The 24,535-nt window shown below is 72.0% G+C and carries 21 protein-coding genes and 1 tRNA gene; 13 read left to right on the forward strand and 9 right to left on the reverse strand.

The annotated features are described in order from the left end of the window. The first annotated feature begins 84 nt into the window (after positions 1-84). Positions 85-2,913, forward strand: a complete 2,829-nt coding sequence (locus BLR33_RS03880) for an ATP-binding SpoIIE family protein phosphatase (RefSeq protein WP_245771142.1) — start codon at positions 85-87, stop codon at positions 2,911-2,913. A 276-nt stretch (positions 2,914-3,189) separates the two neighbouring features. Here BLR33_RS03880 and BLR33_RS03885 read toward each other — a convergent pair whose 3' ends face one another. Both BLR33_RS03885 and BLR33_RS03890 read right to left on the reverse strand, forming a co-directional pair. Then, positions 3,190-3,765, reverse strand: a complete 576-nt coding sequence (locus BLR33_RS03885; RefSeq protein WP_093782844.1) for a TerD family protein — start codon at positions 3,763-3,765, stop codon at positions 3,190-3,192. Positions 3,766-3,913: 148 nt separating this feature from the next. Beyond that, positions 3,914-4,501: a TetR/AcrR family transcriptional regulator gene (locus tag BLR33_RS03890; protein ID WP_093782845.1), complete on the reverse strand. Its 588-nt coding sequence runs from the start codon at positions 4,499-4,501 to the stop codon at positions 3,914-3,916. Positions 4,502-4,572: 71 nt separating this feature from the next. Between BLR33_RS03890 and BLR33_RS03895 the strand changes: the two genes are divergently transcribed. Beyond that, on the forward strand, positions 4,573-5,466 hold the full coding sequence (locus BLR33_RS03895) for an NADP-dependent oxidoreductase (RefSeq protein WP_093782846.1): 894 nt from the start codon (positions 4,573-4,575) through the stop codon (positions 5,464-5,466). A gap of 452 nt (positions 5,467-5,918) precedes the next feature. Here BLR33_RS03895 and BLR33_RS03900 read toward each other — a convergent pair whose 3' ends face one another. From BLR33_RS03900 to BLR33_RS03920, 5 genes are all read right to left on the reverse strand, one after another. Next, positions 5,919-7,124, reverse strand: coding sequence for an MFS transporter (locus BLR33_RS03900; RefSeq protein WP_093782847.1), 1,206 nt, complete (start codon positions 7,122-7,124; stop codon positions 5,919-5,921). 6 nt (positions 7,125-7,130) lie between these two features. Then, a complete protein-coding gene (locus tag BLR33_RS03905) occupies positions 7,131-7,859 on the reverse strand; it encodes a dienelactone hydrolase family protein (RefSeq protein WP_093782848.1) in 729 nt (242 codons plus the stop codon). Between the two features lie 653 nt (positions 7,860-8,512). Beyond that, the gene (locus BLR33_RS03910; RefSeq protein WP_093782849.1) at positions 8,513-8,722 is read right to left on the reverse strand and encodes a DUF397 domain-containing protein; all 210 of its coding nucleotides are present in this window, start codon (positions 8,720-8,722) and stop codon (positions 8,513-8,515) included. Positions 8,723-8,787: 65 nt separating this feature from the next. After that, positions 8,788-8,997, reverse strand: a complete 210-nt coding sequence (locus BLR33_RS03915; RefSeq protein WP_093782850.1) for a DUF397 domain-containing protein — start codon at positions 8,995-8,997, stop codon at positions 8,788-8,790. Next, positions 8,994-9,833, reverse strand: coding sequence for a helix-turn-helix domain-containing protein (locus BLR33_RS03920; RefSeq protein WP_093783245.1), 840 nt, complete (start codon positions 9,831-9,833; stop codon positions 8,994-8,996). The genes BLR33_RS03915 and BLR33_RS03920 overlap by 4 nt, the downstream gene beginning before the upstream one ends. 300 nt (positions 9,834-10,133) lie before the next feature. Between BLR33_RS03920 and BLR33_RS03925 the strand changes: the two genes are divergently transcribed. The 5 genes from BLR33_RS03925 to BLR33_RS03945 all read left to right on the forward strand — a co-directional run bounded on the left by BLR33_RS03925 (position 10,134) and on the right by BLR33_RS03945 (position 14,715). Then, positions 10,134-10,496, forward strand: coding sequence for a helix-turn-helix domain-containing protein (locus BLR33_RS03925; RefSeq protein ID WP_143031619.1), 363 nt, complete (start codon positions 10,134-10,136; stop codon positions 10,494-10,496). A 5-nt stretch (positions 10,497-10,501) separates the two neighbouring features. Further along, positions 10,502-11,332, forward strand: a complete 831-nt coding sequence (locus BLR33_RS03930; protein ID WP_176930115.1) for a helix-turn-helix domain-containing protein — start codon at positions 10,502-10,504, stop codon at positions 11,330-11,332. A 119-nt stretch (positions 11,333-11,451) separates the two neighbouring features. Further along, complete coding sequence (locus BLR33_RS03935; protein ID WP_093782853.1) at positions 11,452-11,721, forward strand: hypothetical protein; 270 nt, start codon at positions 11,452-11,454, stop codon at positions 11,719-11,721. After that, positions 11,714-12,328 carry a DUF6879 family protein gene (locus BLR33_RS03940; RefSeq protein WP_093782854.1) on the forward strand — a complete coding sequence of 205 codons (615 nt, stop codon included), beginning with the start codon at positions 11,714-11,716 and terminating at the stop codon, positions 12,326-12,328. Before BLR33_RS03935 ends, BLR33_RS03940 begins: the two co-directional genes overlap by 8 nt. Before the next feature lie 110 nt (positions 12,329-12,438). Continuing rightward, on the forward strand, positions 12,439-14,715 hold the full coding sequence (locus BLR33_RS03945) for an ATP-binding protein (RefSeq protein ID WP_218136610.1): 2,277 nt from the start codon (positions 12,439-12,441) through the stop codon (positions 14,713-14,715). Here BLR33_RS03945 and BLR33_RS03950 read toward each other — a convergent pair. Beyond that, positions 14,712-15,593 carry a methionyl-tRNA formyltransferase gene (locus BLR33_RS03950; protein ID WP_245771143.1) on the reverse strand — a complete coding sequence of 294 codons (882 nt, stop codon included), beginning with the start codon at positions 15,591-15,593 and terminating at the stop codon, positions 14,712-14,714. The genes BLR33_RS03945 and BLR33_RS03950 overlap by 4 nt on opposite strands. Before the next feature lie 127 nt (positions 15,594-15,720). Continuing rightward, positions 15,721-15,804: transfer RNA gene (locus BLR33_RS03955), tRNA-Leu, on the reverse strand. A 543-nt stretch (positions 15,805-16,347) separates the two neighbouring features. Here BLR33_RS03955 and BLR33_RS03960 point away from each other — a divergent pair. The 6 genes from BLR33_RS03960 to pknB all read left to right on the forward strand — a co-directional run bounded on the left by BLR33_RS03960 (position 16,348) and on the right by pknB (position 24,462). Continuing rightward, positions 16,348-17,232 carry an FhaA domain-containing protein gene (locus tag BLR33_RS03960; RefSeq protein WP_093782857.1) on the forward strand — a complete coding sequence of 295 codons (885 nt, stop codon included), beginning with the start codon at positions 16,348-16,350 and terminating at the stop codon, positions 17,230-17,232. A 10-nt stretch (positions 17,233-17,242) separates the two neighbouring features. Then, entirely contained in the window at positions 17,243-17,767 is a 525-nt protein-coding gene (locus BLR33_RS03965; RefSeq protein ID WP_093782858.1) for an FHA domain-containing protein FhaB/FipA, read from the forward strand. Positions 17,768-17,857: 90 nt separating this feature from the next. After that, positions 17,858-19,369 (forward strand): Stp1/IreP family PP2C-type Ser/Thr phosphatase, encoded by a 1,512-nt coding sequence (locus BLR33_RS03970; RefSeq protein ID WP_245771144.1) that lies wholly within the window; start codon positions 17,858-17,860, stop codon positions 19,367-19,369. A gap of 31 nt (positions 19,370-19,400) precedes the next feature. Next, positions 19,401-20,798: an FtsW/RodA/SpoVE family cell cycle protein gene (locus BLR33_RS03975; RefSeq protein WP_093782860.1), complete on the forward strand. Its 1,398-nt coding sequence runs from the start codon at positions 19,401-19,403 to the stop codon at positions 20,796-20,798. Continuing rightward, entirely contained in the window at positions 20,795-22,255 is a 1,461-nt protein-coding gene (locus BLR33_RS03980) for a peptidoglycan D,D-transpeptidase FtsI family protein (protein WP_093782861.1), read from the forward strand. Before BLR33_RS03975 ends, BLR33_RS03980 begins: the two co-directional genes overlap by 4 nt. A 197-nt stretch (positions 22,256-22,452) precedes the next feature. Further along, positions 22,453-24,462, forward strand: a complete 2,010-nt coding sequence (pknB, locus tag BLR33_RS03985) for a Stk1 family PASTA domain-containing Ser/Thr kinase (RefSeq protein WP_093782862.1) — start codon at positions 22,453-22,455, stop codon at positions 24,460-24,462. Positions 24,463-24,535 lie beyond the last annotated feature (73 nt).

Below are 24,535 nucleotides of genomic sequence, written 5' to 3' on the forward strand. Positions count from 1 at the left end.
GCTATTCGGTCGACCCCGCCGCCCGATTCGTGCTTGCCTTGAGGGCCAGGACACTACTCAGCGCCGAACCGCAGGTGCACGACGTTGGATGAGACCACCCGGCACTCCGCTGCCACCGACCAGGACCCTCGCCCCGACCGTCCCACCGACCGTCCCACCGACCACGAACCGCGCGACGAGCGACCGCCCGCGAGCCGCCCGGACGGACTCCTGCCCGCACCCGGCAGGCGCCTGACCGGCATGGGCGCGCCAAGTCCCGCGCCGCGGCCGGAGGTCCGGCTCGCCCCGGCCCGAGGCGCGGCGGTCGCAGCCGCACCGGGGACACCCACGGCAGCCGCGGCACCGGCGCCGCACCCGGCGGCCGCCCCCCTCCCCGGCCTCGCCGCCCTCCTGCGCCTCGCCGTGCTCTGCGTGGACCCCGAGGGCCGGATCGCCTACTGGAACCGGGGCGCCGAGGAGCTGTTCGGCCACCGCTGGGAGCACGTCTTCGGGCAGCGCGCCTCCGGGCTGCTCAGCCCGGCCGGGTCGGCTGCCCGCTCCGCCGTCCGCCACGACACCCTCGACGTGCTGGACGAGCTGACGCAGCCCTCCTGGGCGGGCGCCCTGGCCGCCACCGACCGCGACGGCACCCTGCGGGACGTCCTGTGGTGGACGTACCGGCTGGTCGAGCCCGGCGGCCGCAGCCTGCTGGCCATCGCCACGCACGCCAAGCCGCTGCGCACCGGCAGCCTGCGGATCGCGCTGGGCGGGCGGCTGCTCCCGTACACCGCGGAGGGGCCGCAGCGCCAGGACATCGCGGTGGCCGCGGTGCTGTCCGCCGAGCCCGCCACGGACCCCGCCACCGGTCAGACGTTCACCGCACGGCTCGGAAGCGTGCTGCCGGGGGTCAGCCCCGGGCGGCAGGACCGCGTGGTGCGCCAGATCGCCGCTCTGGGCCACCCGGCGCTCGAGGTCGAGGGCGGGGTGCGGCTGCCCGTCGTCCCCCACGACCAGGGCGGCCGGCCCGCTCGCCCGCCGGCCCCCGTGCAGCGCGAACTGCTCCCCGGCCCGCGTCCCTTGGGGCCCGGAGGAGTGCCGGCCACCGCCGGCGCCGACCTCTCCAGCGCCTCGGCCCTCACCGCCGTGCCGCCGCCACTGCCCGCGTCGCCTCCGTCCGGCCTCCAGGGCGCGGGGCCCGGCCTCCATGGCGGCCGGAGCCGGCCGGACACCATGGCGGCGTACTCGCCGCCCCCCGCCGCCGAAACCCGGCCCGCGGGGAGCGCCCTGGACGAGCACCTGGCGCTGCTGCGGGCCGCCGGCTCCGTCGTGGGCTCCACGCTCGATCTGGACACCACCGCGCGCGAGCTGTGCGCCGTCACCGTGCCGCGGTTCGCCGACTTCGCCTCCGTCCTCGTCGTCGACCAGCTGTTCTCGGACGCCGAGCCGGTCAAGGACGACCCCCGCCACGGCACCGTGCTGGTGCGGCGGGTGGCCACCGCGCAGCACGACCGGCCGCCGGGCTGGGAGACGGCGCTGCCGGAGGGCGAGCTGCTCGCCCTGTCCGCCGACGGGATAGTGCCCCGGATCGGCGACCCCCTGCTGGTGCCCGTGGTGGACCCGTCGATCGCGCAGGACATCGCCGTCGACCTCGGGGTGCCCGCGCTCGGCCACCTGCTCGCCGGGCACTCGATGATCGTGGCGCCGCTCACCGCGCGCGGCACCGTGCTCGGCCGGGTCTGCTTCCTGCGCCGCCCCGGCCGGCGCCCCTTCGACGCCAGGGACGCGGCCATCGCCGCGGAGGTGGCGGCCCGCGGGGCGGTCCACGTGGACAACGCGCGGCTGCACCGCCAGGAGTCCAGGGCCGCGGCCACCTTGCAGCGCTCCATGATGCCGACCCGCCCGCCGCGCATCCCCGGTGTGCGCATCGCCCACCACTACATGCCGGGCGACCGGCAGGCCCAGGTCGGCGGCGACTGGTTCGACGCGATCCAGCTGCCGGGCGGCCGGGTGGCGCTCATCGTGGGCGACGTCATGGGCCACGGGCTCCAGGCGGCCGCCGTGATGGGCCAGTTCCGCACCGCGGTGATCACCATGGCCGGGCTCGACCTGCCGCCCGCCCAGCTGCTGCGCCACCTGGACAACCTCGCCCACCGACTGGGCACCGAGCACCTGGCGACCTGCGTGTACGCCGTCTACGACCCGATCCTGCGCACCCTGACGCTCGCCAACGCCGGCCACATCCCGCCGGTGCTGGCGGGCTCGGACGGCCGCGGCGAGCTGCTGGCGATCCCCGGCGGCGCCCCGATCGGCGTGGGCGGGGTGCCCTTCGAGACGGTGGAGGTGCCCGCGCCGGACGGCAGTTGGCTGGTGCTGTGCACGGACGGCCTGGTGGAGGTCCGCGGCCAGGGGATAGACGCCGGGCTGGCCGCCCTGTGCGCGCACGTGATCGAGCCGCAGCAGTCGCCCGAGGACGTCTGCGCGCAGATCCTCGCCCGGGTGCACACCGAGGACCGCGGGGACGACGTGGCTCTGCTCGTCGCCCGCTTCGAGGGGGTGGCACCTCAGGACGTCATCCGCTGGACGCTGCTCATCGACTACGCGGAGGTCGCCAGGGCGCGCGAGCTGACCCGGCGCCAGCTGGCCGCCTGGGGCCTGGAACGGCTCAGCGAGACGGCCGAGCTGCTGGTCAGCGAGCTGGTCACCAATGCGATCAAGGCCGCGAACTACGAGGTGGAGCTGCGCCTGATGCGGGTCGGCAAGCTGCTGGTCGAGGTGAGCGACGACAACCACAACCTGCCGCAGCTCCAGCGGGCCGACGCCGATGACGTCCAGGGCCGCGGCCTCGCCCTCGTCTCCCACCTGTCGCACCGCTGGGGTACGAGCCGCAAGGCGGTCGGCAAAGTGGTGTGGTTCGAGCTGCCGCTGCCGCAGTGAGGGGAGCGGTACGGCCGTAGGCAGGCGCTGCACGGGCTGCTGCGGCCGCGCTGCGACGGTCTGGCGGCGGCGCGGGTCGCCCCGGTACGGCGTCGCGATACGGCTCAAGTGCCGGGATACGGCCCTGGCCCCGGGATACGGCTCGGGGCCGCGGCCGCCGGCTGTACTGCCGGAGGTGGCCGCGGCCCCGTTGCCCGATCGGCGCCGCTCAGCTGCTGCGGGGCCGGGAACGCCCTGACATCACTCGGACATCGCCGACATCAGGCCGCCGTCACGTCAGAGGTTGACGCCGAAGTCCTGGGCGATACCGCGCAGGCCGGAGGCGTAGCCCTGGCCGACGGCGCGGAACTTCCACTCCGCCCCGTTGCGGTACAGCTCGCCGAAGACCATGGCGGTCTCGGTGGAGGCGTCCTCGGTGAGGTCATAACGGGCGATCTCGGCGCCCCCCGCCTGGTTCACCACGCGGATGAACGCGTTGCGGACCTGGCCGAAGCTCTGCTGGCGGGTCTCGCCCTCGTAGATCGAGACCGGGAAGACGATCTTGTCCACCTCGGCGGGGACACCCGCGAGGTTCACCTTGATCGCCTCGTCGTCACCCTCGCCCTCACCGGTGAGGTTGTCGCCGGTGTGCTCCACGGAGCCGTCGGGGCTCTTGAGGTTGTTGAAGAAGACGAAGTGCTTGTCCGACACGACCTTGCCCGTGGCGTCGAGCAGCAGCGCGCTCGCGTCGAGGTCGAAGTCCGCGCCGGTGGTCGTGCGCACATCCCAGCCCAGACCGACGGTGACCGCCGTGAGTCCGGGGGCCTCCTTCGTCAGCGAGACGTTGCCGCCCTTGGAGAGGCTGACACCCATGGTGGATCTCCCTGCTCGGTTCGGCGCGGGCCGCGCCGCTTGACGATTCCTTTGCCCAATGGGACCAACGCTCACCACCCTGCCCCGGTTCCCGCCACCGCGCCATCGATACGGCCATCCATACGCCGTCGATCCGGGGAACGGTCCCTCACGTCCGCCGGGACGGGGCGGCGGCCTCCCAGGCGGCTTCGATCATCGAGAAGACCTCGTCCACGGTGGCCTCGGGCGCGTCCGATTCGCGGGCCAGCGCGTAGGCGTCGATGACGAAGCGCGCGATCGTCCGGCTCGCCGTTTCGGTCCGCGACAGCGCCGGGTCGGCGGCGATGGCGGCCGCGAGGGTGCGCGCGCAGCGCTGCCGCATCGACTCCTCGTACGCCCGCAGGGCGGGGGTCGCGTCGATCATGCGCCAGACCGGGGCGGTGCTGTCCGCCGTGCAGTGGCGCACCAGGGCCTGGATCTCACCGCGCAGCGCGGGGATGAGCGGCTCGTCGGGCGCCCGGTCGGTGACCGCCGCGGCGAGGCGCTGCTCGAAGTCCTCGCCCTGCTCGAAGACCAGGGCCTCCTTGCAGGCGAAGTGGGAGAAGAGCGTGGTGACGGCGACGTCGGCCTCGGCGGCCACCTCGCGGATGCCCACGGCGTCGTACCCGCGGTCCAGGAAGAGACGCAGGGCGGTGTCGGCGATCTTCTGGCGGGTCGCGGCCTTCTTGCGCTCACGGCGGCCGGTCGGCACGGTCATGCGGCTCACACTACCAAGTGCGAACCTGTATCGGTTCTAAAAAGCTAACCGTTAGTGTTACGGTCGCCGGCATGAAGAAAGTCAGCTTCGCCGAGTTCGGCGGTCCGGAGGTCCTGCGCCTCATCGATGCCGAGGAGCCGCACGCCGGCCCCGGGCGGATACGCATTGCCGTGCGGGCGGCGGGCGTGAACCCCGTCGACTGGAGGCTCCGCGAGGGCCAGGTGCTGGGCGCCCATCCCGTCGTGCTGCCCGCCGGGGTCGGGCAGGATGCCGCCGGGGTGGTGGACGAGGTCGGGGAGGGGGTCGACGGGGTGGCGGTCGGCGACCGCGTGTTCGGCGAAGGGACCGCCACCTATGCGGAGTTCGCCGTGCTGTCGGCCTGGGCGCTGATGCCCGGGGGGCTGACGTTCGAGGAGGCCGCCGGGTATCCGTCCGTGGTGGAGACCGCGCTGCGGATCATCCGCGAGGTCGGAGTACGGCCCGGGGAGACGCTGCTGGTCGGCGGCGCGGCCGGAGGAGTCGGGTCGGCGGTGCTGCAGATCGCCCGCGACCGGGGCATCGCCGTGATCGGCACGGCAAGCGCGGCGAACCAGGATTACCTGCGGGGTCTGGGCGCCCTTGCCACCACGTACGGCGAGGGCTGGGTGGAACGGGTGCGGCGGCTCGGCCGTGTCGACGCCGCCCTCGACCTCGCCGGGTCCGGGGTGATCCGCGAGCTCGTCGAACTGACCGGGGACCCGCGGCGGGTGGTCTCCATCGCCGACCTCGACGCGCCCGCGCTCGGCGTCCGGTTCTCCGGCGTGGCCGGCAGCGTCCCGGACGCCCTCGCCGAGGCAGCCGCGCTCATCACGCGAGGACGGCTCCACATCCCGGTCGAGAAGTCCTACCCCCTCGCGGAGGCGGCAGCCGCCCACACCGACAGCCAAAGCGGCCACACAAGGGGCCGCCGCGTAATGATCCCCTGAGCCGCGCCCCTCTTACGGTGCGGCTTCCCGCCGTCCGGGTTCGCCGCCGTCGCCGCCTGCCGCGGCAATGGGGCTACGGGGCGGCTTCCCGCCCTTGGGGTTCGCCGCCGTCGCCGACAGCCGCGCCATCGTGGCTTGTCGCGCAGTTCCTCCCCCAGAGCTTCGCCTGGGAGGTACCCCCAGCGCCGCTGGGTTATACGGCCTCGCCGTTCGCACGAAGGGCAAGGTTTTCAGGGGCGCGGGGAACTGCGCGGGACGAGGCCACCGGCCTCTGGACGGCAGACAACCCCCGTGGGGCAGACGGGAACCCGAAAGGGGCGCTGGGGGTACCCCCAGGCGAAGCTCTGGGGGAGGAACTGCGCGCGCAACCGGTCACCGGGCGGCAGGCGGCGACGAGACAGGAACCCCAACGGCGAGAAGCCGCACCCGCCCGCTCAAGCGGCCGCCCCCGCTCAAGCGGAACGCACTTCCGGGGAGAGGAGCGCCGCACAGGTCGCGAGCGTGACGACGAGGGCGCAGCCCGCCAGGGCCGCGCGGGTGCCGACGGCCGCGGCGATCGGTCCCGCGACCAGGAGGCCGAGCGGGGCAAGCGACAGGGAACCGAAGGCGTCGTAGGAGCTGACCCGGGAAAGCACCTCGTCCGGGATCTCGCGCTGCAGCGTGGTGGACCACAGCACCCCGAAGACGTCCGTGGCGAGCCCGGAGCAGAACATCGCCACGCAGATCGTCCACACAGGGGCCGGCAGCGCGAGCAGCGCCATCGGCACCGCCATGGGAAAAGTCGCGAGCACCGCCACCAGGACGGGCCGCCCCACCCTGATCCGCACCGCGAGCCCCGCCCCCGCGATCATCCCGAACGCCTGCGCGGCAACGATCGCCGACCACGCCCGCGCCCCACCCAAGTGCTGCTCCGCGGTGAGCGGCCCCAGCACCCCGGCGTTCGCGTTGAGCGCGGCCACCACGAAGGAGAACTGCGCGACGACCGCCCACAGCCACTGCCGCGAGGCGAACTCCTTCCAGCCGACCCGCAGATCGTGCAGCCCCGAGGTGGCCCCGCGGGGCCGGGCCGGCAACCGCAGCCCGCGCAGCAGCAACGCGCTCAGCCCGAAGGAGGCCGCGTTGAGCGCCAGCGCCCAACCCGCGCCCAGGAAAGCGACGGTGACGCCGGAGAGGGCGAGCCCCAGCAGCATCGCCCCATTGGTGCCCAGCCGCAGCAGGCCGTTGGCCTCCTGGAGCCGTTCCGCGGGGACGATCTGCGGGACGACGCCGGCTGCCGCGGGGGCGAAGAGGGCGGTGCCCGTCCCGGCGAGGACGGCGAGCAGGCACATCGCCGCTAGGGGCGCGTGGGAGGTGAGCACCATGGCGGCGAGGCAGCCGTAAGCGGTGAGGCCGACGAGGTCGGAACCCACCATCAGCCGCGAGCGGGAGACGCGGTCGGCGATCACCCCGCCGACCAGGACGAAGGCGAGTTGCGGCAGCGCCTGGCAGGCCAGCACGAGCGAGAGCCGTCCCGGCCCGGCCCCCGGAAGCGCCAGCACCGCGAAGGCGAGGGCCACTTGGGCGAAGGCGTTACCGAGGACCGAGACGGTACGGGCCGAGGCGAGCAGCAGGAACCGACGCTCGCGCCACACCGTCGCCGTCACCGAAGTGGCCGTCATGCGGCCTCACCCTAAGTCCAGGGGCAGGCACTCGGCGAGGAGGTCGAGGACGTCCCGCCAGGCGCGCTGGGCGTGCTGGGGGTGGTAGCCGACGCCGGGCAGTACGACGTGGCCGACCGTCGGGTGGTGGAAGGCGTGCAGGGCGCCGCCGTAGACCACGAGACGCCAGTCGACGCCCGCGGACTGCATCTCGGCGGTGAACGCGTCCCGTTGCGCGGGGGCCATGATCGGGTCCTCCGACCCGACCCCGGACCACACCGGGCAGCGAATGCGCGCCGCCTCGCCCGGCCGGCCCGTGATCAGTCCGTTGACGGTGGCGATCGCGCGCAGGTCGACGCCGTCGCGCCCGAGTTCCAGGGCGATCGCGCCTCCGGTGCCGTAGCCGATGGCGGCGACCCGGTCCGGGTCGGTGCGCGGCTCGGCGCGGAGTACGTCGAGTGCCGCGTGGCCGATGTCCCGCATCCGCTCGGGGTCGGCGAGCAGCGGCATGCAGCGGGCCAGCATCTCCTCGGGGTCGCCCAGGTAGCGCCCGCCGTGGAGGTCGAACGCCAGCGCCACGTATCCCAACTCGGCGAGCGCGTCGGCCCGGCCTCGCTCGACGTCGCTGAGCCCCACGCCCTCGGGCCCGACCAGGACCGCGGGCCGCCGTCCGGCACCGCCCGGGACCGCGAGGTGCCCGACCATCGTCAGCCCATCGGCCGCGTACTCGACCGTGCGCGTGGTGACTGTCGTCATGAACCCGGACTGTAGTGATCGCCGCCCCACCCCAACGGATGTTCCGCCCCCGGCAGAACCCAGCCCCCTCAGCCCGCCCAGCCGGCCCGCACCAGGGAACGCGGAGGCCGGGGCAGACGGGCTGCCGCAGGGGCGCTGGGGGTACCGCCCAGGCGAAGCTCTGGGGGAGGAACTGCACGCGCACCGGCTGGCCTACGGCCGGAGACGGACAGGCAGGGGCAACCCCCGTACCCGAGGGGCGCTGGGGGCACCCCCCAGGCGAAGTTCTGGGGGAGGAACCGCGCGCCCAGCCCACGACGGGCCGCGGTCGGGAACGCCGAGGTCGGGGCAAACGCATCGCCGAAGGGGCGCGGGGAACTGCGCGAGAAGAGGCCACAGACCCGGCGACGGCATCGCACCCCGTGGGGCACACGGGAGCCCGAAAGGGGCGCTGGGGGTACCTCCCAGGCGAAGCCCTGGGGGAGGAACTGCGCGCCCAGCCAGGACGGCCCGGCAGTCGGCAACGGCGGCCCACCCCAACGGCGAGTAGCCACCGCTTAGTGGCGGAGCCCCCCGGCAGTGGTCTCGCCCACCGCCGGAAGGCAACCGGCACCGCCCTCCCTCGACCCGCCGACCCGCCACCACGCATTCCGCTGGCCGGACGGGCACGATCTTCAAACGGAGGGGAATTCGCCCGCCTTCACGCCGGCCACGAAATCGGCCCACGCGGCAGGCGCGAAGGCCAGCGCGGGACCGCTCGGGTCCTTGGAATCGCGGACGGGAACCACACCGCGCGAAGCGGCGAGGTTGGCGGCGACCTCGACGCAGGTGCCGCCGTTGTCGCTGTACGAGGACGTGAACCAACGCGGAGTCTCAGTGGTCACGGAGTGCCCCGTTCGCAGCTCGCCGATCGTGGCAAACGGTGCCCGTCCGAAATGGCCGAGGGCCCTCAGACGGTCGGGAAGTCGCCCGCCTTCACGCCCGCCACGAACGCCGCCCACGCAGCGGTCGGGAAGGCGAGGGCGGGGCCGCTCGGGTCCTTGGAGTCACGGACGGGGACCACACCGCGCGAAGCGATGAGGTTTGCGGCAACCTCGACGCAGGTGCCGCCGTTGTTGCTGTACGAGGACTTGAACCAACGCGGGGTTTCGGTCGTCACGGGGTGCCCTTTCGCAACTTGCTGATCATGGCCACGGTGGCTGCCTGCGACAGCGATTCGGCCTGTAGCTGATGGTAGGCCGTCAACATGGGCTGTACCGACGTCGTTTCCCGGTCGAGGTGCCCTTGGGCATGGGACTCCGCGTAGCAGACCACGGACCTGTCCGGCAGCATCAGAAGGTTGACAGCCCGGTCAAACGTCCTGCGCTCACCGATCTCGTACGGGGCCACCTGCAGCTGCGTGTTCGGCAGCTCGGCGAACTCGATCAGCCGCGCCAACTGGCCGTCCATCACGGCAGGTCCGCCGATGGGCCGACGGATGCAGCTCTCGTCCATGATCACGAACACCATCGGTGGTCGCGGCCGTACGAGTGCCTTCTGCCGGTCCGCCACAAGCGCCACGCGCTCCTCAGCCTGCTTGGGCGTGATGGCTCCGCGCCTGACCGCGCTGTTCGCCAGCACCTGTGCGTACTCCGGCGTCTGCAGCAGCCCCGGAATGATGCCGACTTCGAACACCCGGATCTCGGTGGCTCGCCCTTCACGATCCACGTACTCGGGGAACCCTTCGAGCAGGGAGCCCCGGCGCATTTCGTAGAACTCCCGCTCGAAGGACTCGGGGCCGCCGCCGGTCCCGAGGACGGTGTCCAGCCGCCGGGCGAACGTAAGAGTTGGCGGCTTCCGGCCGGTTTCGATCGCCGAAATGTGCTGGCCGGAATACTCCGTCTCCTCGGCAAGCTCCTCCTGGCTCCATCCGCGAGCCTCGCGCAAGCTGCGCACACGGTAGCCGAAGGCCGCTCGCGGGCTGCTCTCCGGGTGAAGTTCCTTGCGGTTGACCATGTCGTCCCCAACTCTTCCTTCGCTGTTGACCAGTTGAAGGATCGCCTGATCCTCCGTCACCCTGGCCGGGTTCCGTAGTGGAAACGCTACAGAGAGGTGCGGACATGAGTATGACGATTGCCGTATATCGGATCGACGCAACGTCCGGAGAACGCATTACCGTTCGGGACCGCTATGACGTCCGCCCCGCGACCACGCCGCCGCCCCTGACCACCGCGTTGCCGCCGTGCGACTGCGAGCGGTGCCGGAAGGGGGCGCGGAGCGGGGCGCCGCGGGACAAGTGGGGGACGGTGCGTTCCCGTGCCTAGTCCGTTACCGAACCAGAGCATCCACCCGCGAAAAGGCCCGCACAAGGGCTCTCAAAGCAGCACCGCCGGGCGGCTGCGGCCGAACGGCGCGGCGATGCGGGCGCTGCGGGTGGCGCTGAAGGTGAGTCTGCGTCAGGTGCAGCAGCTCACCGGCCTCGACCGGGGCCACCTGTCCCGTCTGGAGCGCGGGCTCGCGGGCGCCGGCCCGGAGACGATCCGCCGGTACGCGGCCGCCCTCGACGTACCGACCGCGGCCATCACGCACGCACCGCACCCCACGTACGCAACGCACGACATCACCAGCGACATCACCAGCGGCGTCGCCGGCGACGTCCCGCACGACGGAAAGGTGTGAGGAACGTGATCACGGCGGACGGCCTGCTCCCCGACTGCTCCTGGCTGCGGTTCTTCGGCGAGGAACTGCGCACCGTGCGCGAGGCGCTGGGCCTGACCCTGCGGGAGGTGGCACGCGGGACGACGTACAGCTTCCAGCAGATCTCCAATGTGGAGGCGGCCCGCAGGACGCCCTCCGAGGACCTCGCCCGCGAACTGGACCGCACGCTGAACACCGGCGACCGCTTCCAGCGCATCCTGCGCCGGGTGCTGGCCGACACCTATCCGAACTGGTTCAGGGGCGTCTCCGTGGAGGAGGGCCGGGCCACGCAGATCCGGATCTACCAGCCCTGCGTCCTGCCCGGCCTGTTCCAGACCGAGGAGTACACCCGCGCGCGGCTGCGCTGGGCCCGGCCGGGCATCACCCGCCAGGAGCTGGACGCCGCCGTGGCCGCCCGCGCCGCCCGCCAGGAGGTGCTGAACCGCGCGGACCGGCCGTACATCTGGCTGATCCTGGACGAGGCGGTGCTCCACCGCCCCATCGGCGGTCCCGCCGTCATGGCCCGCCAGCTCCGCCGGCTCACCGAGGCGGCCGAGCAGCCGGGCGTCACCCTCCAGGTCGTCCCCCTGAGCGCCCCCGACCACCCGGGCCTGGACGGCCCCTTCACCGTCTGGAGCTACGCCGGCCACCCCGACGTCGTCCACGCGGGCCCCGCCCACGCCCCCCGCCTGATCGAATCCCCCCACGAGGTCGCCGCCACCGCCCTCACCCACAGCCTCCTGGCAGCGGCCGCCCTGAACCCCACCGCCTCCCTGACCCACATCCAGTCCCTCACCCCATCCCCGGCCACCTCCTGACCCCCGCCCCCGCCTTCCTCCTCTGCCGAGGCAACCCGCAGCCAGACAAACACCCTGGGTGATAATCTCGTCACGCTCAGGGCTGGGCCAACCGCAGTTGCCGGCACAGGGAGAAACCCATGGCCACGAAGTGGGAGGCCGATCCCTCGGCCTCCTTCGCACGACGGCTGGGCAAGTCGTCGCATGAGCTGGGGCAGACATCGGGCGACGCGAGCTGCCCGGACGTCTGGGAGTTGGACAACGGTGACGTCGCCGTCATCGGAACGGACCTGACCGCCGCGTACGAGGGGCGGTTGCCCGACGGGGTGAGCGTCGATCCCGGGGAACGGCTGGTCGTCATCCCGAGGGCGACGATCACGGCGGCCAAGGCGGACATCCCCGATGCCTAGCCCGCTGGACGGTGCCACGGGTGAGCGCCTGGAACTGGACGCCTACTACCCCGACTTCGACAAGCACTTCTGGGCGAGCGGCGACCTCGGGTTCTGGAAGCTGGAGCGGCAGCAGGACTTCAAGGAACCCGGCTACGACAGCTGGGAGGCGTTCGCGCGCGGCGACTGGGAGGAATCGCTGCGCCTGTTGGAGGCGGGCCGCGCGGGCCTGGAGGAGTACCACCGCAGAATCAGCCGGCACGGGTTCGTGGCCCGCCGGATCCGCGTGGTCGAGGAGCCGCTGAGCGCCTACATGCAGTGGGAGTTGCACGCCCTGCACGTGCGGCAGCAGAGCGGCGGCTCGATCCGCGTCATCGGCGCGGACAAGGTCGCGCGGTACGAGGACGACGGCCCCCTGCCGGAGATCTACACGCTCGGCTCGCAGGTGATGTACGAAGCGGTTTACGACGAACAGGGCGTCCTGGAAGCGGCGCGGAAGTTCACCGACCCCGACCTCGTCCTGCGCTGCCGGCGGTTCATCGCCGATCTCTACGACGACGGCGAGCCGCTGGAAGGGTGGTTCGACCAGCACGTGGCGCCCCCGCCCCCGCCACCGCGCCGGGCCTAGGGATGGACGGCGGCGCTGGGCACACGAACCGGTTCGAGGGTTCGGCTTCGGCGCACACCGTCGTACAGGCCGGGCAGGTCCACGGCGGAGTGCACTTCCACCAGGAGCCCATGCCCACCGTGGTGCCCCGGCAACTGCGCGGCGACGTGCGCCACTTCGTCAACCGGGGCCGGGAGCTGAGCCGTCTCGGCACTCTCCTGGCGGAAGACCGCCAGGACGCGCAGGCCGTACCCGTCGCGGTCATCACCGGGACCGCCGGCGTCGGCAAGACCTCGCTGGCCCTGCACTGGGCCCACGCCGTGCGATCCCGATTCCCCGACGGCCAGCTCTACGCGAACCTGCGCGGCCACTCCGCTGCCTCACCCGCGTCGCCGGAAGCGGTACTGAGCGGTTTCCTCCAGGACCTCGGCGTTCCCTCCGCACACGTGCCGGCCGAACCGGAGCGACGGGAGACGATGTTCCGGTCGCTGCTGGCGGATCGGCGCATGCTCGTGGTCCTCGACAACGCGGCCGACAGCGCGCAGGTCCGGCCACTACTGCCCGCCGCCCCCGGCTGCCTCGTCGTCGTGACCAGCCGCGACGACCTGTCCGGCCTGGTCTCCCGGCTGGGCGCGCTGCGGCTGGAGGTGACGACGTTGCAGACAGCGGACGCCGTCGCGCTGCTGCGGGCGGCCACCGCCGACTACCGGGCCCGCGACCGGCGCGCCGATCTGGCGGAACTGGCCCGGCTGTGCGCGGGACTGCCGCTCGCGCTGCGCATCGCCGCGGAGCGGGCGGCGACTTGGGCGACGATGCCGATGGGCGAGTTGATCGACGACCTGCGCGAGGAGTCGGCACGGTGGAACCTGCTCACCGTCGACGCGGAGGAGGGAGCCGACGCGATGCGCAGCGTGTTCGAGTGGTCCTACCAGGCCCTGCCCGCCCCTGCGGCCCGGCTGTTCCGGCTCCTCGGCCTTCATCCCGGGAACGAGTTCGGTCTCCCGGCCGTCGCGAGCCTGACCGGAAGCACGCCACCGCAGGCACGCGCCCTGCTGGACACCCTGGTCCGTGCGCATCTGCTGGAGCGGCGCCCCGCCGGGCGCTACGAGTTCCACGACCTGCTGCGGGACTTCGCCGCCGAGCTGGTCCGGCGGGAGGAGAGCGAGGCCGAGCGCACCAAAGCCCTCGGGCGCTGCCTCGCCTGGTACCTCCACACCGCGGACGCGGCCCAGAGCACCCTCGCGCCCTTCGACCGCTACCGCCTCGACGACCGGATCCCGGCACCGGCCGCGACCTTGGCCTTCGACGGCCACGACGCCGCGTTCCGCTGGTACCGGACGGAGTCGGCCAACCTCGTCACCGCGGTCCGCACCGCCGCCGACACCGGATTCCCCGCGATCGCCTGGCGCCTGGCCGTGGTGCTGCGCGCCGTCTACATGCACCACAACGCCTTCGACGACTGGGTGGCGACCGCCAGGATCGCCGTCGACGCCGCCGGGCGCGCCCGAGAGCCGGCGGGCCGGGCGGAAGCGCTCGAGAACCTGGGCAAGGCCGCATTCCAGGCACTGCGGCTGGACGAGGCCGAGGAGTCCCACCGCGCGGCGCTCGCCATCCGCCGGCACATCGGCGACCGGCGCGGCACCGCGAGGTCCATCAACGCCCTCGGCCTGCTCGGGCTGCGCCGCCGTCGCCTGGACGAGGCCGCATCCCACTTCGCCGAGAGCGCCGAGATCTTCCGCGAGCTGGGCGACAGCCGGTGGACGGCGTTGATGCGGTGCAACCTCGCGGAGGCGCTGTGCGAACTGGGCCGCCACGAAGAGGCAGTGGAGATCGTCGAGCGGGCGCTGACCGATTTCCGCCGGCTCGGCGATCACTTCGGCGAGGGCAACGCCCTGTGGCTGCTGAGCTGGGCGCGACGGCAGGCGGGGGATCCGGATGCCGCCGATCGCGCGATCAGCAATGCCCTGGCGATCGCCGGGAGAGAGGACAACCAGGTCTGGCGCGGTCACTGGCTGGCAGAGGCGGCGAAGGTCAAGCAGGCACAGGGAGATCCGGCGGAGGCATTGCGGCTGTTCCAGGAATCGGCCGCCGTACAGAGACGGCTCGGCGATGCCGCCCGGGAGGCCGCGGCACTGGACGGCGCCGGCGAGGCGTACCAGGCGCTCGGCCGTCACGACGAAGCGGCGGAACTGCACAGCCGCGCGGTCGCCGCTCTCCGCGCCCTCGACGCCCCCTGGCGCCTCGCCGGAGCCCTGGAGCATCTCGCAGCCGCGTTCGGGCCTCTCGGTCGGGCCGAGGCCGCGCGTGCCGCCCGCACGGAGGCGCTGCGCCTCCTGGGCACCTTCGACGACCCGCAGGCGGTCGAGTCGGCCCGGCGCGTGGCCCGGCACCTGGACGACGGTGCCTAGACGGTGCCCTGGTCCGTGCCTGGTTCCGTTGCCTCGACGGGCTCCGACGCCGTGATCCACAGGGGTCCGTCCGCGCAGTCGAGACGGAGCCCGTCAGCGGGCGTGAGGCTGGTGCGCAGCACTTTCAGCCCGCGGCCCCCGATCGTGACGACAGGGCCGCGCCCCGGGCCGATGAACCGGAACGTCCGCACCTGGTTGTGCACCTCGCGGGCCGTCCTCGCCGTGTCGACCACGGAGAACTCCGGTTCCATCAGGCCGGCGTAGCTGACGCCCTCGGCGGACTGGGGCTCACCGGCCGACGGGTCGGGAGCACGGTCCAGGGCGACGGCCAACTGGGCGCGCAGCACCGGCGACAGGCCCGTCCACAGGCTCTCGGGGGTCACGTCGTCCGGAATCGGGACGCCGTCCTGCTGCGCGAGGACCGGCCCGGTGTCGAACAGCTCGTCCATGCGGTGGACCGTCACGCCCAGATGCGAATCGCCGTTGCGGATCGCCCACAGCACCGGGGCGGGCCCCCGGTACTTGGGCAGCATCGAGCAGTGGATGTTGAGCACGCCGTGGCGCGGGATGCGCAGCACGGAACGGGGCAACCGCCACGAGAACCCGTAGCAGACGAGGAGATCGAGCCCGTACCCGCGCAGCGCCGCGCCCAGCCCCTCGGAACTGCCCGGCAGCAACAGGTCCATGCCCGCGGGCAGCGCCGCGGTGATCGCCGCGACGGCACGTGCCGCGCCACTGTCGGTGGGCGTCCGCGGCCGCATGGAGCGGGAGTAGGCGTAGACGACCGGCGAATGCCCGGCACGGACGCACGTCTCGTGCAGAGCGGTGAACTCCGACACACCGAAGGAGATCAAGCCGATACGCATACCGTCCGCCATGGAGGTCAGCGTAGTGAGCGCCCGGCGACCGGGAGCAACCGCGGCGGGGGGCGGGCACAACGAGAAGCGGGCTCCCGGTGGGCGACTTTCGTCACCACCGGGGGCCCGCTTGCTCGGTACTGCCTTGTGCGCGAGGGGGGAGTTGAACCCCCACGCCCTTTCGGGCACTGGAACCTGAATCCAGCGCGTCTGCCTATTCCGCCACCCGCGCATGGGTGCTGCCGTTGTGAATCTCACACACCCCCTGGACCAGCTGGTCCGTGTAGTGCAGGAGCTCCGTCCGACATGCAGAAGATTAGCACGGCGCCCGGAGTGGAATCACATCCGTTTCGAGGCGCCCGCCGGAGGCACACGCCCAAGGGGAGCGGCGCGGCGGATGCGCCCCGCCGGTGCGGGACACTGGGGACACTGGACGCGGCCCCCCGAACCGGGGACCGCGGACAGGCGCCCCCTCTACCATCGCAGGGGGGCGGGAAGGCATCAGGCAGGCAGCGGGCACGTCGCGGACGATTCGCGGACGCGGCCGCGCGCAGGCCACCGGCAGGGCAGGGGACAAGGCAGCGGAGACCAGGGGACGCCCCGGGGAACAGCCGGCGCACGAGCAGGTCGTGCCGGCGCACACGGCCGGATGTGAGTGATGACACCGGCTCCTGGAGCAAGATCGGGGAACCGCCTGTTTTTCCCGCGCGTGGATACGATCAGTAAGCAGTATCGGAAATGACAGCCAGGACGGTCCGTAGGAGGGAGGTGCCCGATGGGTGTACTGAAGCGCTTTGAACAGCGGTTGGAGGGCATGGTGAACGGCACCTTCGCCAAGGTCTTCAAGAGCGAGGTGCAGCCCGTCGAGATCGCGGGCGCGCTGCAGCGCGAGTGCGACAACAACGCCACCATCTGGAACCGCGAGCGGACCGTCGTGCCCAACGACTTCGTGGTCGAGCTCAGCGCCCCCGACTACGAGCGGCTCAGCCCGTACGCGGTCCAGCTCGGCGACGAGCTGGCCGGCATGGTCCGCGACTACGCCAAACAGCAGCGGTACACCTTCATGGGCACCATCAAGGTCCACCTGGAGCGCGCCGACGACCTGGACACCGGCCTGTACCGGGTGCGCAGCCGCACCCTGGCCTCCAGCGAGTCGCAGTACCAGCAGCCGGGCGGCCAGCCCTACGGTGCCCCGCCCGGCCCGCAGGCGTACCAGCCCCCGGCCCCCGCGCCGCACCCGCCGGCCCGCCCCGCCCGCCCGGACCGCTCCGGCGCCCCCCCGCGCCCGGCCGGCGTCCCGCCGATGCCCGCCGCACCGCCCCCCGGCGGCGCCGGCGTGACCCGCCTGCCGGGCACCGGCTTCGCGCCCGGCACCGCCGACGTCCGCCGCTGGATCGAGATCAACGGCACCCGGCACCAACTCACCCGGCCAACACTCGTTCTCGGCCGTTCCACCGAGGCCGACGTGCGGGTGGACGACCCGGGTGTCTCCCGCCGGCACTGCGAGATCCGGGTCGGCAGCCCCTCGGTCGTCCAGGATCTCGGGTCGACAAACGGCATCGTGGTGGACGGGCAGCACACCCAGCGCGCTACGCTCCGCGACGGCTCCCGCATCGTCGTGGGGAGCACCACCATCGTCTACCGGCAAGCCGAAGGGTGAAGCGGGGCCAATGTCAGAGCTGACCCTGACGGTCATGCGGTTGGGTTTCCTCGCCGTGCTGTGGCTGTTCGTCATCGTGGCCGTCCAGGTCATCCGCAGCGACCTGTTCGGCACGCGGGTGACCCAGCGCGGTGCCCGCCGCGCCGACGGCGGCTCCCGCCCGCCCCAGCAGCGGCAGCAGCAGGTGCAGCAGCAGCCCCGGCACCAGCAGCCGCAGGGCGGCGGCCGCCAGCGCCGCAACGCCCCCACCAAACTGGTGGTCGCCGAGGGCTCGCTGGCCGGCACCACGGTCGCGCTCCAGGGCCAGACGATCACCCTGGGCCGGGCGCACGACTCGACAATCGTGCTCGATGACGACTACGCGTCCAGCAGGCATGCCAGGATCTACCCGGACGTCGACGGCCAGTGGATCGTCGAGGACCTCGGCTCCACCAACGGCACCTATCTGGACCGCAACCGGTTGACCACACCCACGCCGGTCCCGCTGGGTGCGCCGATCCGCATCGGCAAGACCGTCATCGAGCTGCGGAAGTAGTCGCACAATGGGGCAGCAGCGAAGCCACGACGCGCGAGCGAGAGGGTGGGCAGCGTGCGGATGTACCCGGAACCGACGGGGGAGGTACGCATGTCACTGAGCCTGCGTTTCGCCGCCGGTTCGCACAAGGGCATGATCCGCGAGGGGAACGAGGACTCCGGCTACGCCGGCCCCCGTCTGCTCGCGATCGCCGACGGCATGGGCGGCCAGGCCGCCGGCGAGGTCGCCTCCTCCGAGGTGATCTCCACCATCGTCACGCTCGACGACGACATCCCCGGCTCGGACATCCTGACCTCGCTCGGCACCGCCGTGCAGCGGGCCAACGACCAGCTGCTGCAGATGGTCCAGGAGGACCCGCAGCTGGAAGGCATGGGCACCACGCTCACCGCCCTGCTGTGGACCGGCCAGCGGCTCGGCCTGGTGCACGTCGGCGACTCCCGGGCCTACCTGCTGCGCGACGGCGTCCTCACCCAGATCACCCAGGACCACACGTGGGTGCAGCGGCTGGTGGACGAGGGCCGGATCACCGAGGAGGAGGCCACCACCCACCCCCAGCGCTCGCTGCTGATGCGCGCGCTCGGCAGCGGCGAGCGGGTCGAGCCCGACCTGTCGATCCGCGAGGTGCGGGTCGGCGACCGCTACCTGATCTGCTCCGACGGCCTGTCCGGCGTGGTCAGCCACCAGACGCTGGAGGACACCCTCGCCGGCTACCAGGCGCCGCACGAGACCGTCCAGGAGCTGATCCAGCTCGCGCTGCGCGGCGGCGGCCCGGACAACATCACCTGCATCGTCGCCGACGTCCTGGACACCGACGACAACGACACGCCGGCCGCCCAGTTCAACGACACCCCCGTCGTGGTCGGCGCGGTCGCCGAGCACCAGTCGCCGCTGAACGACCAGCGGCACCTGCAGACCCCGGCCGGCCGCGCCTCCGAACTCGGCCGCGCCCCGCACCAGGCGGGCCCCGGCGGCACGTTCGGCCCGCCCGGCAGCGGCGAGCCGCGGGGCGGCCCGCTCGGCTCCTTCGGCGCCTACGACGACTCCGACTTCGACAAGCCCGGCAAGCAGCGCAAGTGGGTCAAGCGCAGCGTGATCACCCTGGTGGTGCTCGCGGTCGTGGCCGGCGGCCTGTACGGCGCCTACGCCTGGACGCAGACGCAGTACTACGTCGGCGCCAAGGACGACCACGTCGCCGTCTACCAGGGCATCGACCAGAAGCTGGTGGGGCTGAGCCTGTCGAAGGTGCACAACGACCGCACGGACATCCCCCTGAAGTACCTGCCCGCCTACCAGCGCAAGCAGGTCCAGGACACCATCGCCGTCAGCAGCCTCGGCCAGGCCAAGGACAAGGCCGACGAGCTGGCGCAGCAGGCCGACGTCTGCAAGAAGGTCGCCACCGCCAAGAGCGTCACCGACCAGGCCAAGAGCGCCGCCAAGAACGCCGAGAACTCGGTCGGCTCCGGCGGCGCGGCGGGCAAGGCCACGGGCACTCCTGGCGCGAAGAAGACCACCACGGGCACGACCCCCACGGCCGACCCCGGTCCGTCCCTGACACCCGAAGAGAAGAAGCTCGCCGGCCAGTGCGGCTCGGGCCAGCAGTAGCAGCGGGAGCAGCAGGAGGAACCGGCTCGCCATGAGCGCCAGCAACACCACCACCATCACGTCGATCGGTGCGCCCAACCGGCGCAACACCGAGCTCGCCCTGCTGCTCTTCGCCGTCGCGATCCCCACCTACGCATTCGCCGACGCGGGGCTGGCCAAGCACGGCTCGGTGCCGGCCGGACTCGCCGAGTACGGGCTGGGGCTGGGCTTCCTGGCGGGCATAGCGCACCTGCTGGTACGGAAGTTCGCGCCGTACTCCGATCCGCTGATGCTGCCGATCGCGACCCTGCTCAACGGCCTCGGCCTGGTGCTGATCTGGCGGCTGGACCAGGAGCCGTCCATCACCACCCCGCAGCTCGGCGGGGCGATGGCGCCCAAGCAGCTGATCTGGTCGGCGCTGGGGCTGGCGCTCTTCGCCGGCGTGCTGGTCTTCCTCAAGGACCACCGCATCCTGCAGCGCTACACCTACATCTCGATGTTCCTGGCGCTGCTGCTGCTGGTCTCCCCGATCTTCTTCCCGGCCCGCTACGGCGCCCGCATCTGGATCACCCTGCCGGGCATCGGCTCGCTGCAGCCCGGCGAGTTCGCCAAGATCATCATCACCGTCTTCTTCTCCGGCTACCTCATGGTCAAGCGGGACGCCCTGGCGCTGGCCAGCCGCCGCTTCATGGGCCTGTACCTGCCGCGCGGCCGCGACCTCGGCCCGATCCTGGTGATCTGGGCGATGAGCATGCTGATCCTGGTCTTCGAGACCGACCTCGGCACCTCGCTGCTCTTCTTCGGCCTCTTCGTGATCATGCTCTACGTGGCCACCGAGCGGACCAGCTGGATCGTCTTCGGCCTGGTGCTCAGCGGCGCCGGCGCCTTCGTGGTCGGCTCCACCGAGCCGCACGTGAAGGTCCGCGTCCAGGACTGGCTGCACCCGCTGGCGCTGCAGAACGGCGGCGTCACCGAGACCGCCCAGTCGATGTACGCCTTCGGCTCCGGCGGCCTGTTCGGCTCCGGCCTGGGCCAGGGCTACTCGCGGCTGATCGGCGGCATCGCCCCCAAGAGCGACTACATCCTGGCCACGGTGGGCGAGGAGCTGGGCCTGGCCGGGCTGATGGCCATCCTGCTGCTGTACGCGCTGCTGATCGAGCGCGGCATCCGCACGGCGCTGGCCGCGCGCGACCCGTTCGGCAAGCTGCTCGCGATCGGCCTGTCCGGCGGTTTCGCGCTCCAGGTGTTCGTGGTGGCAGGCGGTGTGACCGGGCTCATCCCGCTCACCGGTATGACGATGCCCTTCCTCGCGCAGGGCGGCTCCTCGGTGATCGCCAACTGGGCGCTGGTCGCGATCCTGCTGCGGATCAGCGACACCGCCCGCCGGCCGGCCCCCGCGCCCGCCCCCTCTCCCGACGCCGAAGCGACCCAGGTGGTGCGTACCCAGTGAACAAGCCCCTGCGACGGGTCGCGGTCTTCTGCGGCCTGCTCGTCCTCGCCCTGCTGCTGCGCGTGAACTACGTGCAGTACGTCAAGGCCGACCAGCTCTCCAACGACCCGCACAACCGCCGGGTGGCGATCAACCAGTACAAGCAGCCGCGCGGCGACATCATCGTCGACGGCAAGGCGATCACCGGGCACACCACCACCACCGGCAGCGACTTCAAGTACAAGCGCACCTACACCGACGGCCCGATGTGGGCGCCGGTGACGGGGTACGCCTCGCAGGCGTACAGCACCACGATGCTGGAGGGCGTGGAGGACAAGTTCCTCACCGGCGACGACGACCGGCTCTTCTTCAACCGCACCATCGACCTGCTCACCGGCAAGGAGAAGCAGGGCGGCAACGTGGTGACCACGCTCAACGCCAAGGCCCAGGCGGCCGCGTACCACGGCCTGGGCAAGAAGAAGGGCGCGGTGGTCGCCCTCGACCCGCGCACCGGCGCGATCCTGGCGATGGCCAGCACCCCCTCGTACGACCCCGGCTCCTTCGCCGGGAACTCGGCGACGGACGAGAAGAACTGGCTGGCGCTGGACAAGAAGAACGACCCGGACGACCCGACGCTCAACCGGGCGCTGCGCCAGACCTACCCGCCGGGCTCGACGTTCAAGCTGGTCACCGCGGCGGCCGCGCTGCAGAGCGGCAAGGTCACCGACATCAAGCAGGCCACGAACTCGCCCGACCCGTACACGCTGCCCAACACCGCCACCAAGCTGGTCAACGAGGGCAGCATCCCCTGCCGCAACGCCAGCCTGGAGAACGCGCTGAAGTACTCCTGCAACACGGTCTTCGGCAAGCTCGGCGCCGACCTGGGGCTGGACACGATGGTGAAGGAAGCCGAGCAGTTCGGCTTCAACAAGCAGCAGTTCGTCCCGGTCCGCGCGGACGCCAGCAACTTCGACACCAAGATGTCCCCGGACCAGGTCGCCCTCTCCTCGATCGGCCAGTTCGACACCGCGGCCACCCCGCTGCAGATGGCGATGGTCGCCTCCGCGATCGCCAACAACGGCACCCTGATGCAGCCCTACGAGGTGGACAAGCTGGTGGCGCCCAACCTCAGCACCATCTCGCAGACCAGCCCGAAGGTGATGAGCAAGCCGCTCTCCCCGGACAATGCCCAAAAGCTCCAGCAGATGATGGAGACCGTGGTCAACTCCGGTACCGGCACCAACGCCCGGATCCCCGGCGTGACGGTCGGCGGCAAGACCGGCACCGCGCAGCACGGCATCGGGAACAAGGGCCTGCCCTACGCCTGGTTCGTCTCGTACGCCAAGACCGACCAGGGCTCCCCCGTGGCGGTGGCCGTCGTGGTCGAGGACGCCTCGGCCAACCGCGACGACATCTCCGGCGGCGGCTTCGCGGCCCCGATCGCCAAGAGCGTGATGGAGGCGGTCCTCAACAAGTGAGGACGATGAGACAAGCATCACGTCGGGTTTTCGGCCCGGCCAGGTACCGGTCAGGTATCAGGGGCCGGCGGGGACCGAGTTGCGCAGGACGCGCCCGGTAGCGTATGCCCGTGCAGGCGCAGGGCAAGGGTTGACGCGATCCGGGACGATCCGGTCGGGTGTGGACACGAGAACGGGATTGAGGAGAGGGCAGAGCTATGGAAGAGCCGCGTCGCCTCGGCGGCCGGTACGAGCTGGGCTCGGTGCTCGGCCGCGGTGGCATGGCCGAGGTGTACCTCGCCCACGACACCCGGCTCGGCCGCACCGTCGCCGTGAAGACGCTGCGGGTGGACCTCGCCCGCGACCCGTCCTTCCAGGCCCGGTTCCGCCGTGAGGCCCAGTCGGCCGCCTCCCTCAACCACCCGTCGATCGTCGCCGTCTACGACACCGGCGAGGACTACGTCGACGGGGTCTCGATCCCGTACATCGTCATGGAGTACGTGGACGGCTCCACCCTGCGCGAGCTGCTGCACTCCGGACGCAAGCTGCTGCCGGAACGCTCGCTGGAGATGACCGTCGGCATCCTGCAGGCCCTGGAGTACAGCCACCGGGCCGGCATCGTGCACCGCGACATCAAGCCCGCCAACGTCATGCTCACCCGGACCGGCCAGGTCAAGGTCATGGACTTCGGCATCGCCCGCGCGATGGGCGACTCCGGCATGACGATGACGCAGACCGCCGCGGTGATCGGCACCGCCCAGTACCTCTCGCCCGAGCAGGCCAAGGGCGAGCAGGTGGACGCGCGCTCCGACCTGTACTCCACCGGCTGCCTGCTCTACGAGCTGCTGACGGTCCGGCCGCCCTTCGTCGGCGACTCGCCGGTCGCGGTGGCCTACCAGCACGTGCGCGAGGAGCCGCAGCCGCCGTCGGTGTACGACCCCGAGGTCACGCCGGCGATGGACGCCATCGTACTGAAGGCGCTCACCAAGGACCCGGACTACCGCTACCAGTCGGCCGACGAGATGCGGGCCGACGTGGAGGCGGCGCTGGACGGCCAGCCGGTCGGCGCCACCGCCGTGATGGGCGCGGCCGGCTACGGCTACCCGCACGGCTACGGCGACGGCGGCGCCACCACCGCCATGCCGCAGCAGCAGGAGGCCGCGCACACCTCGATGCTGCCGCCGATGCGCGACGACGACGGCGGCTACGGCTACGACGAGCGCCCGGACCGCCGGCGGCAGAAGAAGAAGGGCGGCAGCACCTCCACGGTGCTGCTCGTCGTGGCCGCGATCCTGGTGCTGATCGGCGCGATCTTCCTCGGCAAGGCGCTCTTCGGCGGCCACGGCCCGTCCGGCAACGACTCCGTGCCGAACTTCGTGAACTCCTCCTTCACCGACGCCGAGCGCACGGCGGGCAACGTCGACCTGAAGCTGGTCAAGGGCCCCGACGTGTTCTGCGACAACGTGGACAAGGGCCTGGTCTGCAAGCAGAACCCGGCCGCGAACTCCGCGGTGCCCTCGGACAAGACGATCACCGTCAACCTCTCCAAGGGCGCGGCCCCGGTCGCGGTGCCCGACGTGAAGAACGACAAGGTCGCCGATGCCCAGGCCGAGCTGACCGCCAAGGGCTTCGAGTACGACGTCAAGTACTCCTCGACCACCACGCAGGACCCGGGCATCGTCCTGGACCAGAACCCGGCGGGCGGCACCAAGAAGCCCAAGGGCTCCAAGGTCGTGCTGACCGTCTCGCAGGCGCCCCAGCAGGTCGAGGTGCCCAACGTCCAGAACCTGCCGAAGGCGGACGCCGAGAGCCAGCTCAAGGACAAGGGCTTCACCAACATCCAGGAGCAGAGCCAGGCGTCGGACTCCGTGCCGGCCGGCAGCGTGATCAGCCAGACCCCGGCGCCGCTGAGCAAGCAGACCCTGGACACGCAGATCGTGCTGACCATCTCCACCGGCCAGCAGACCACGGCCCCGCCGCAGACGATGCCCGATCTTCGAGGTCAGACAGTCGGCCAGGCCAAGGCCCAGCTCCAGGCGATGGGGCTCAACCTGCAGATCAACGCGACGCTGATGAACGGCCAGCCGGCACCTGACAACGCCCAGGTGATCAACACCAACCCGGGCCAGGGCCAGCAGCTGTCCGAGGGCGAGCCGGTGAACCTCACCGCCTTCCAGGCCGGAGGCGGCGGGGGCAACGGCGGACCCGGCGGTGGGCTGGGCGGCTAGCCGCCCGGGATCGGATGTCGGTGAGGGGGGTCGGCCCGCGGGCCGGCCCCCCTCTTCCGTGTCCGCGGCCTGC

The sequence above is a fragment of the Actinacidiphila guanduensis genome, from assembly GCF_900103985.1.
Taxonomy (GTDB): domain Bacteria; phylum Actinomycetota; class Actinomycetes; order Streptomycetales; family Streptomycetaceae; genus Actinacidiphila; species Actinacidiphila guanduensis.

What these genes read in the sequence shown, in the direction of transcription:
- BLR33_RS03945 (WP_218136610.1), top strand. Translation starts at nt 12,439, where the DNA reads ATGCCCACCGTGGTGCCCCGGCAACTGCGCGGCGACGTGCGCCACTTC.
- BLR33_RS03890 (WP_093782845.1), bottom strand. Translation starts at nt 4,501, where the DNA reads ATGACCGTGCCGACCGGCCGCCGTGAGCGCAAGAAGGCCGCGACCCGC.
- BLR33_RS03885 (WP_093782844.1), bottom strand. Translation starts at nt 3,765, where the DNA reads ATGGGTGTCAGCCTCTCCAAGGGCGGCAACGTCTCGCTGACGAAGGAG.
- BLR33_RS03900 (WP_093782847.1), bottom strand. Translation starts at nt 7,124, where the DNA reads ATGACGGCCACTTCGGTGACGGCGACGGTGTGGCGCGAGCGTCGGTTC.
- BLR33_RS03905 (WP_093782848.1), bottom strand. Translation starts at nt 7,859, where the DNA reads ATGACGACAGTCACCACGCGCACGGTCGAGTACGCGGCCGATGGGCTG.
- BLR33_RS03950 (WP_245771143.1), bottom strand. Translation starts at nt 15,593, where the DNA reads ATGGCGGACGGTATGCGTATCGGCTTGATCTCCTTCGGTGTGTCGGAG.
- BLR33_RS03940 (WP_093782854.1), top strand. Translation starts at nt 11,714, where the DNA reads ATGCCTAGCCCGCTGGACGGTGCCACGGGTGAGCGCCTGGAACTGGAC.
- BLR33_RS03935 (WP_093782853.1), top strand. Translation starts at nt 11,452, where the DNA reads ATGGCCACGAAGTGGGAGGCCGATCCCTCGGCCTCCTTCGCACGACGG.
- BLR33_RS03960 (WP_093782857.1), top strand. Translation starts at nt 16,348, where the DNA reads ATGGGTGTACTGAAGCGCTTTGAACAGCGGTTGGAGGGCATGGTGAAC.
- BLR33_RS03965 (WP_093782858.1), top strand. Translation starts at nt 17,243, where the DNA reads ATGTCAGAGCTGACCCTGACGGTCATGCGGTTGGGTTTCCTCGCCGTG.
- BLR33_RS03895 (WP_093782846.1), top strand. Translation starts at nt 4,573, where the DNA reads ATGAAGAAAGTCAGCTTCGCCGAGTTCGGCGGTCCGGAGGTCCTGCGC.
- BLR33_RS03970 (WP_245771144.1), top strand. Translation starts at nt 17,858, where the DNA reads ATGTCACTGAGCCTGCGTTTCGCCGCCGGTTCGCACAAGGGCATGATC.
- BLR33_RS03920 (WP_093783245.1), bottom strand. Translation starts at nt 9,833, where the DNA reads ATGGTCAACCGCAAGGAACTTCACCCGGAGAGCAGCCCGCGAGCGGCC.
- pknB (WP_093782862.1), top strand. Translation starts at nt 22,453, where the DNA reads ATGGAAGAGCCGCGTCGCCTCGGCGGCCGGTACGAGCTGGGCTCGGTG.
- BLR33_RS03975 (WP_093782860.1), top strand. Translation starts at nt 19,401, where the DNA reads ATGAGCGCCAGCAACACCACCACCATCACGTCGATCGGTGCGCCCAAC.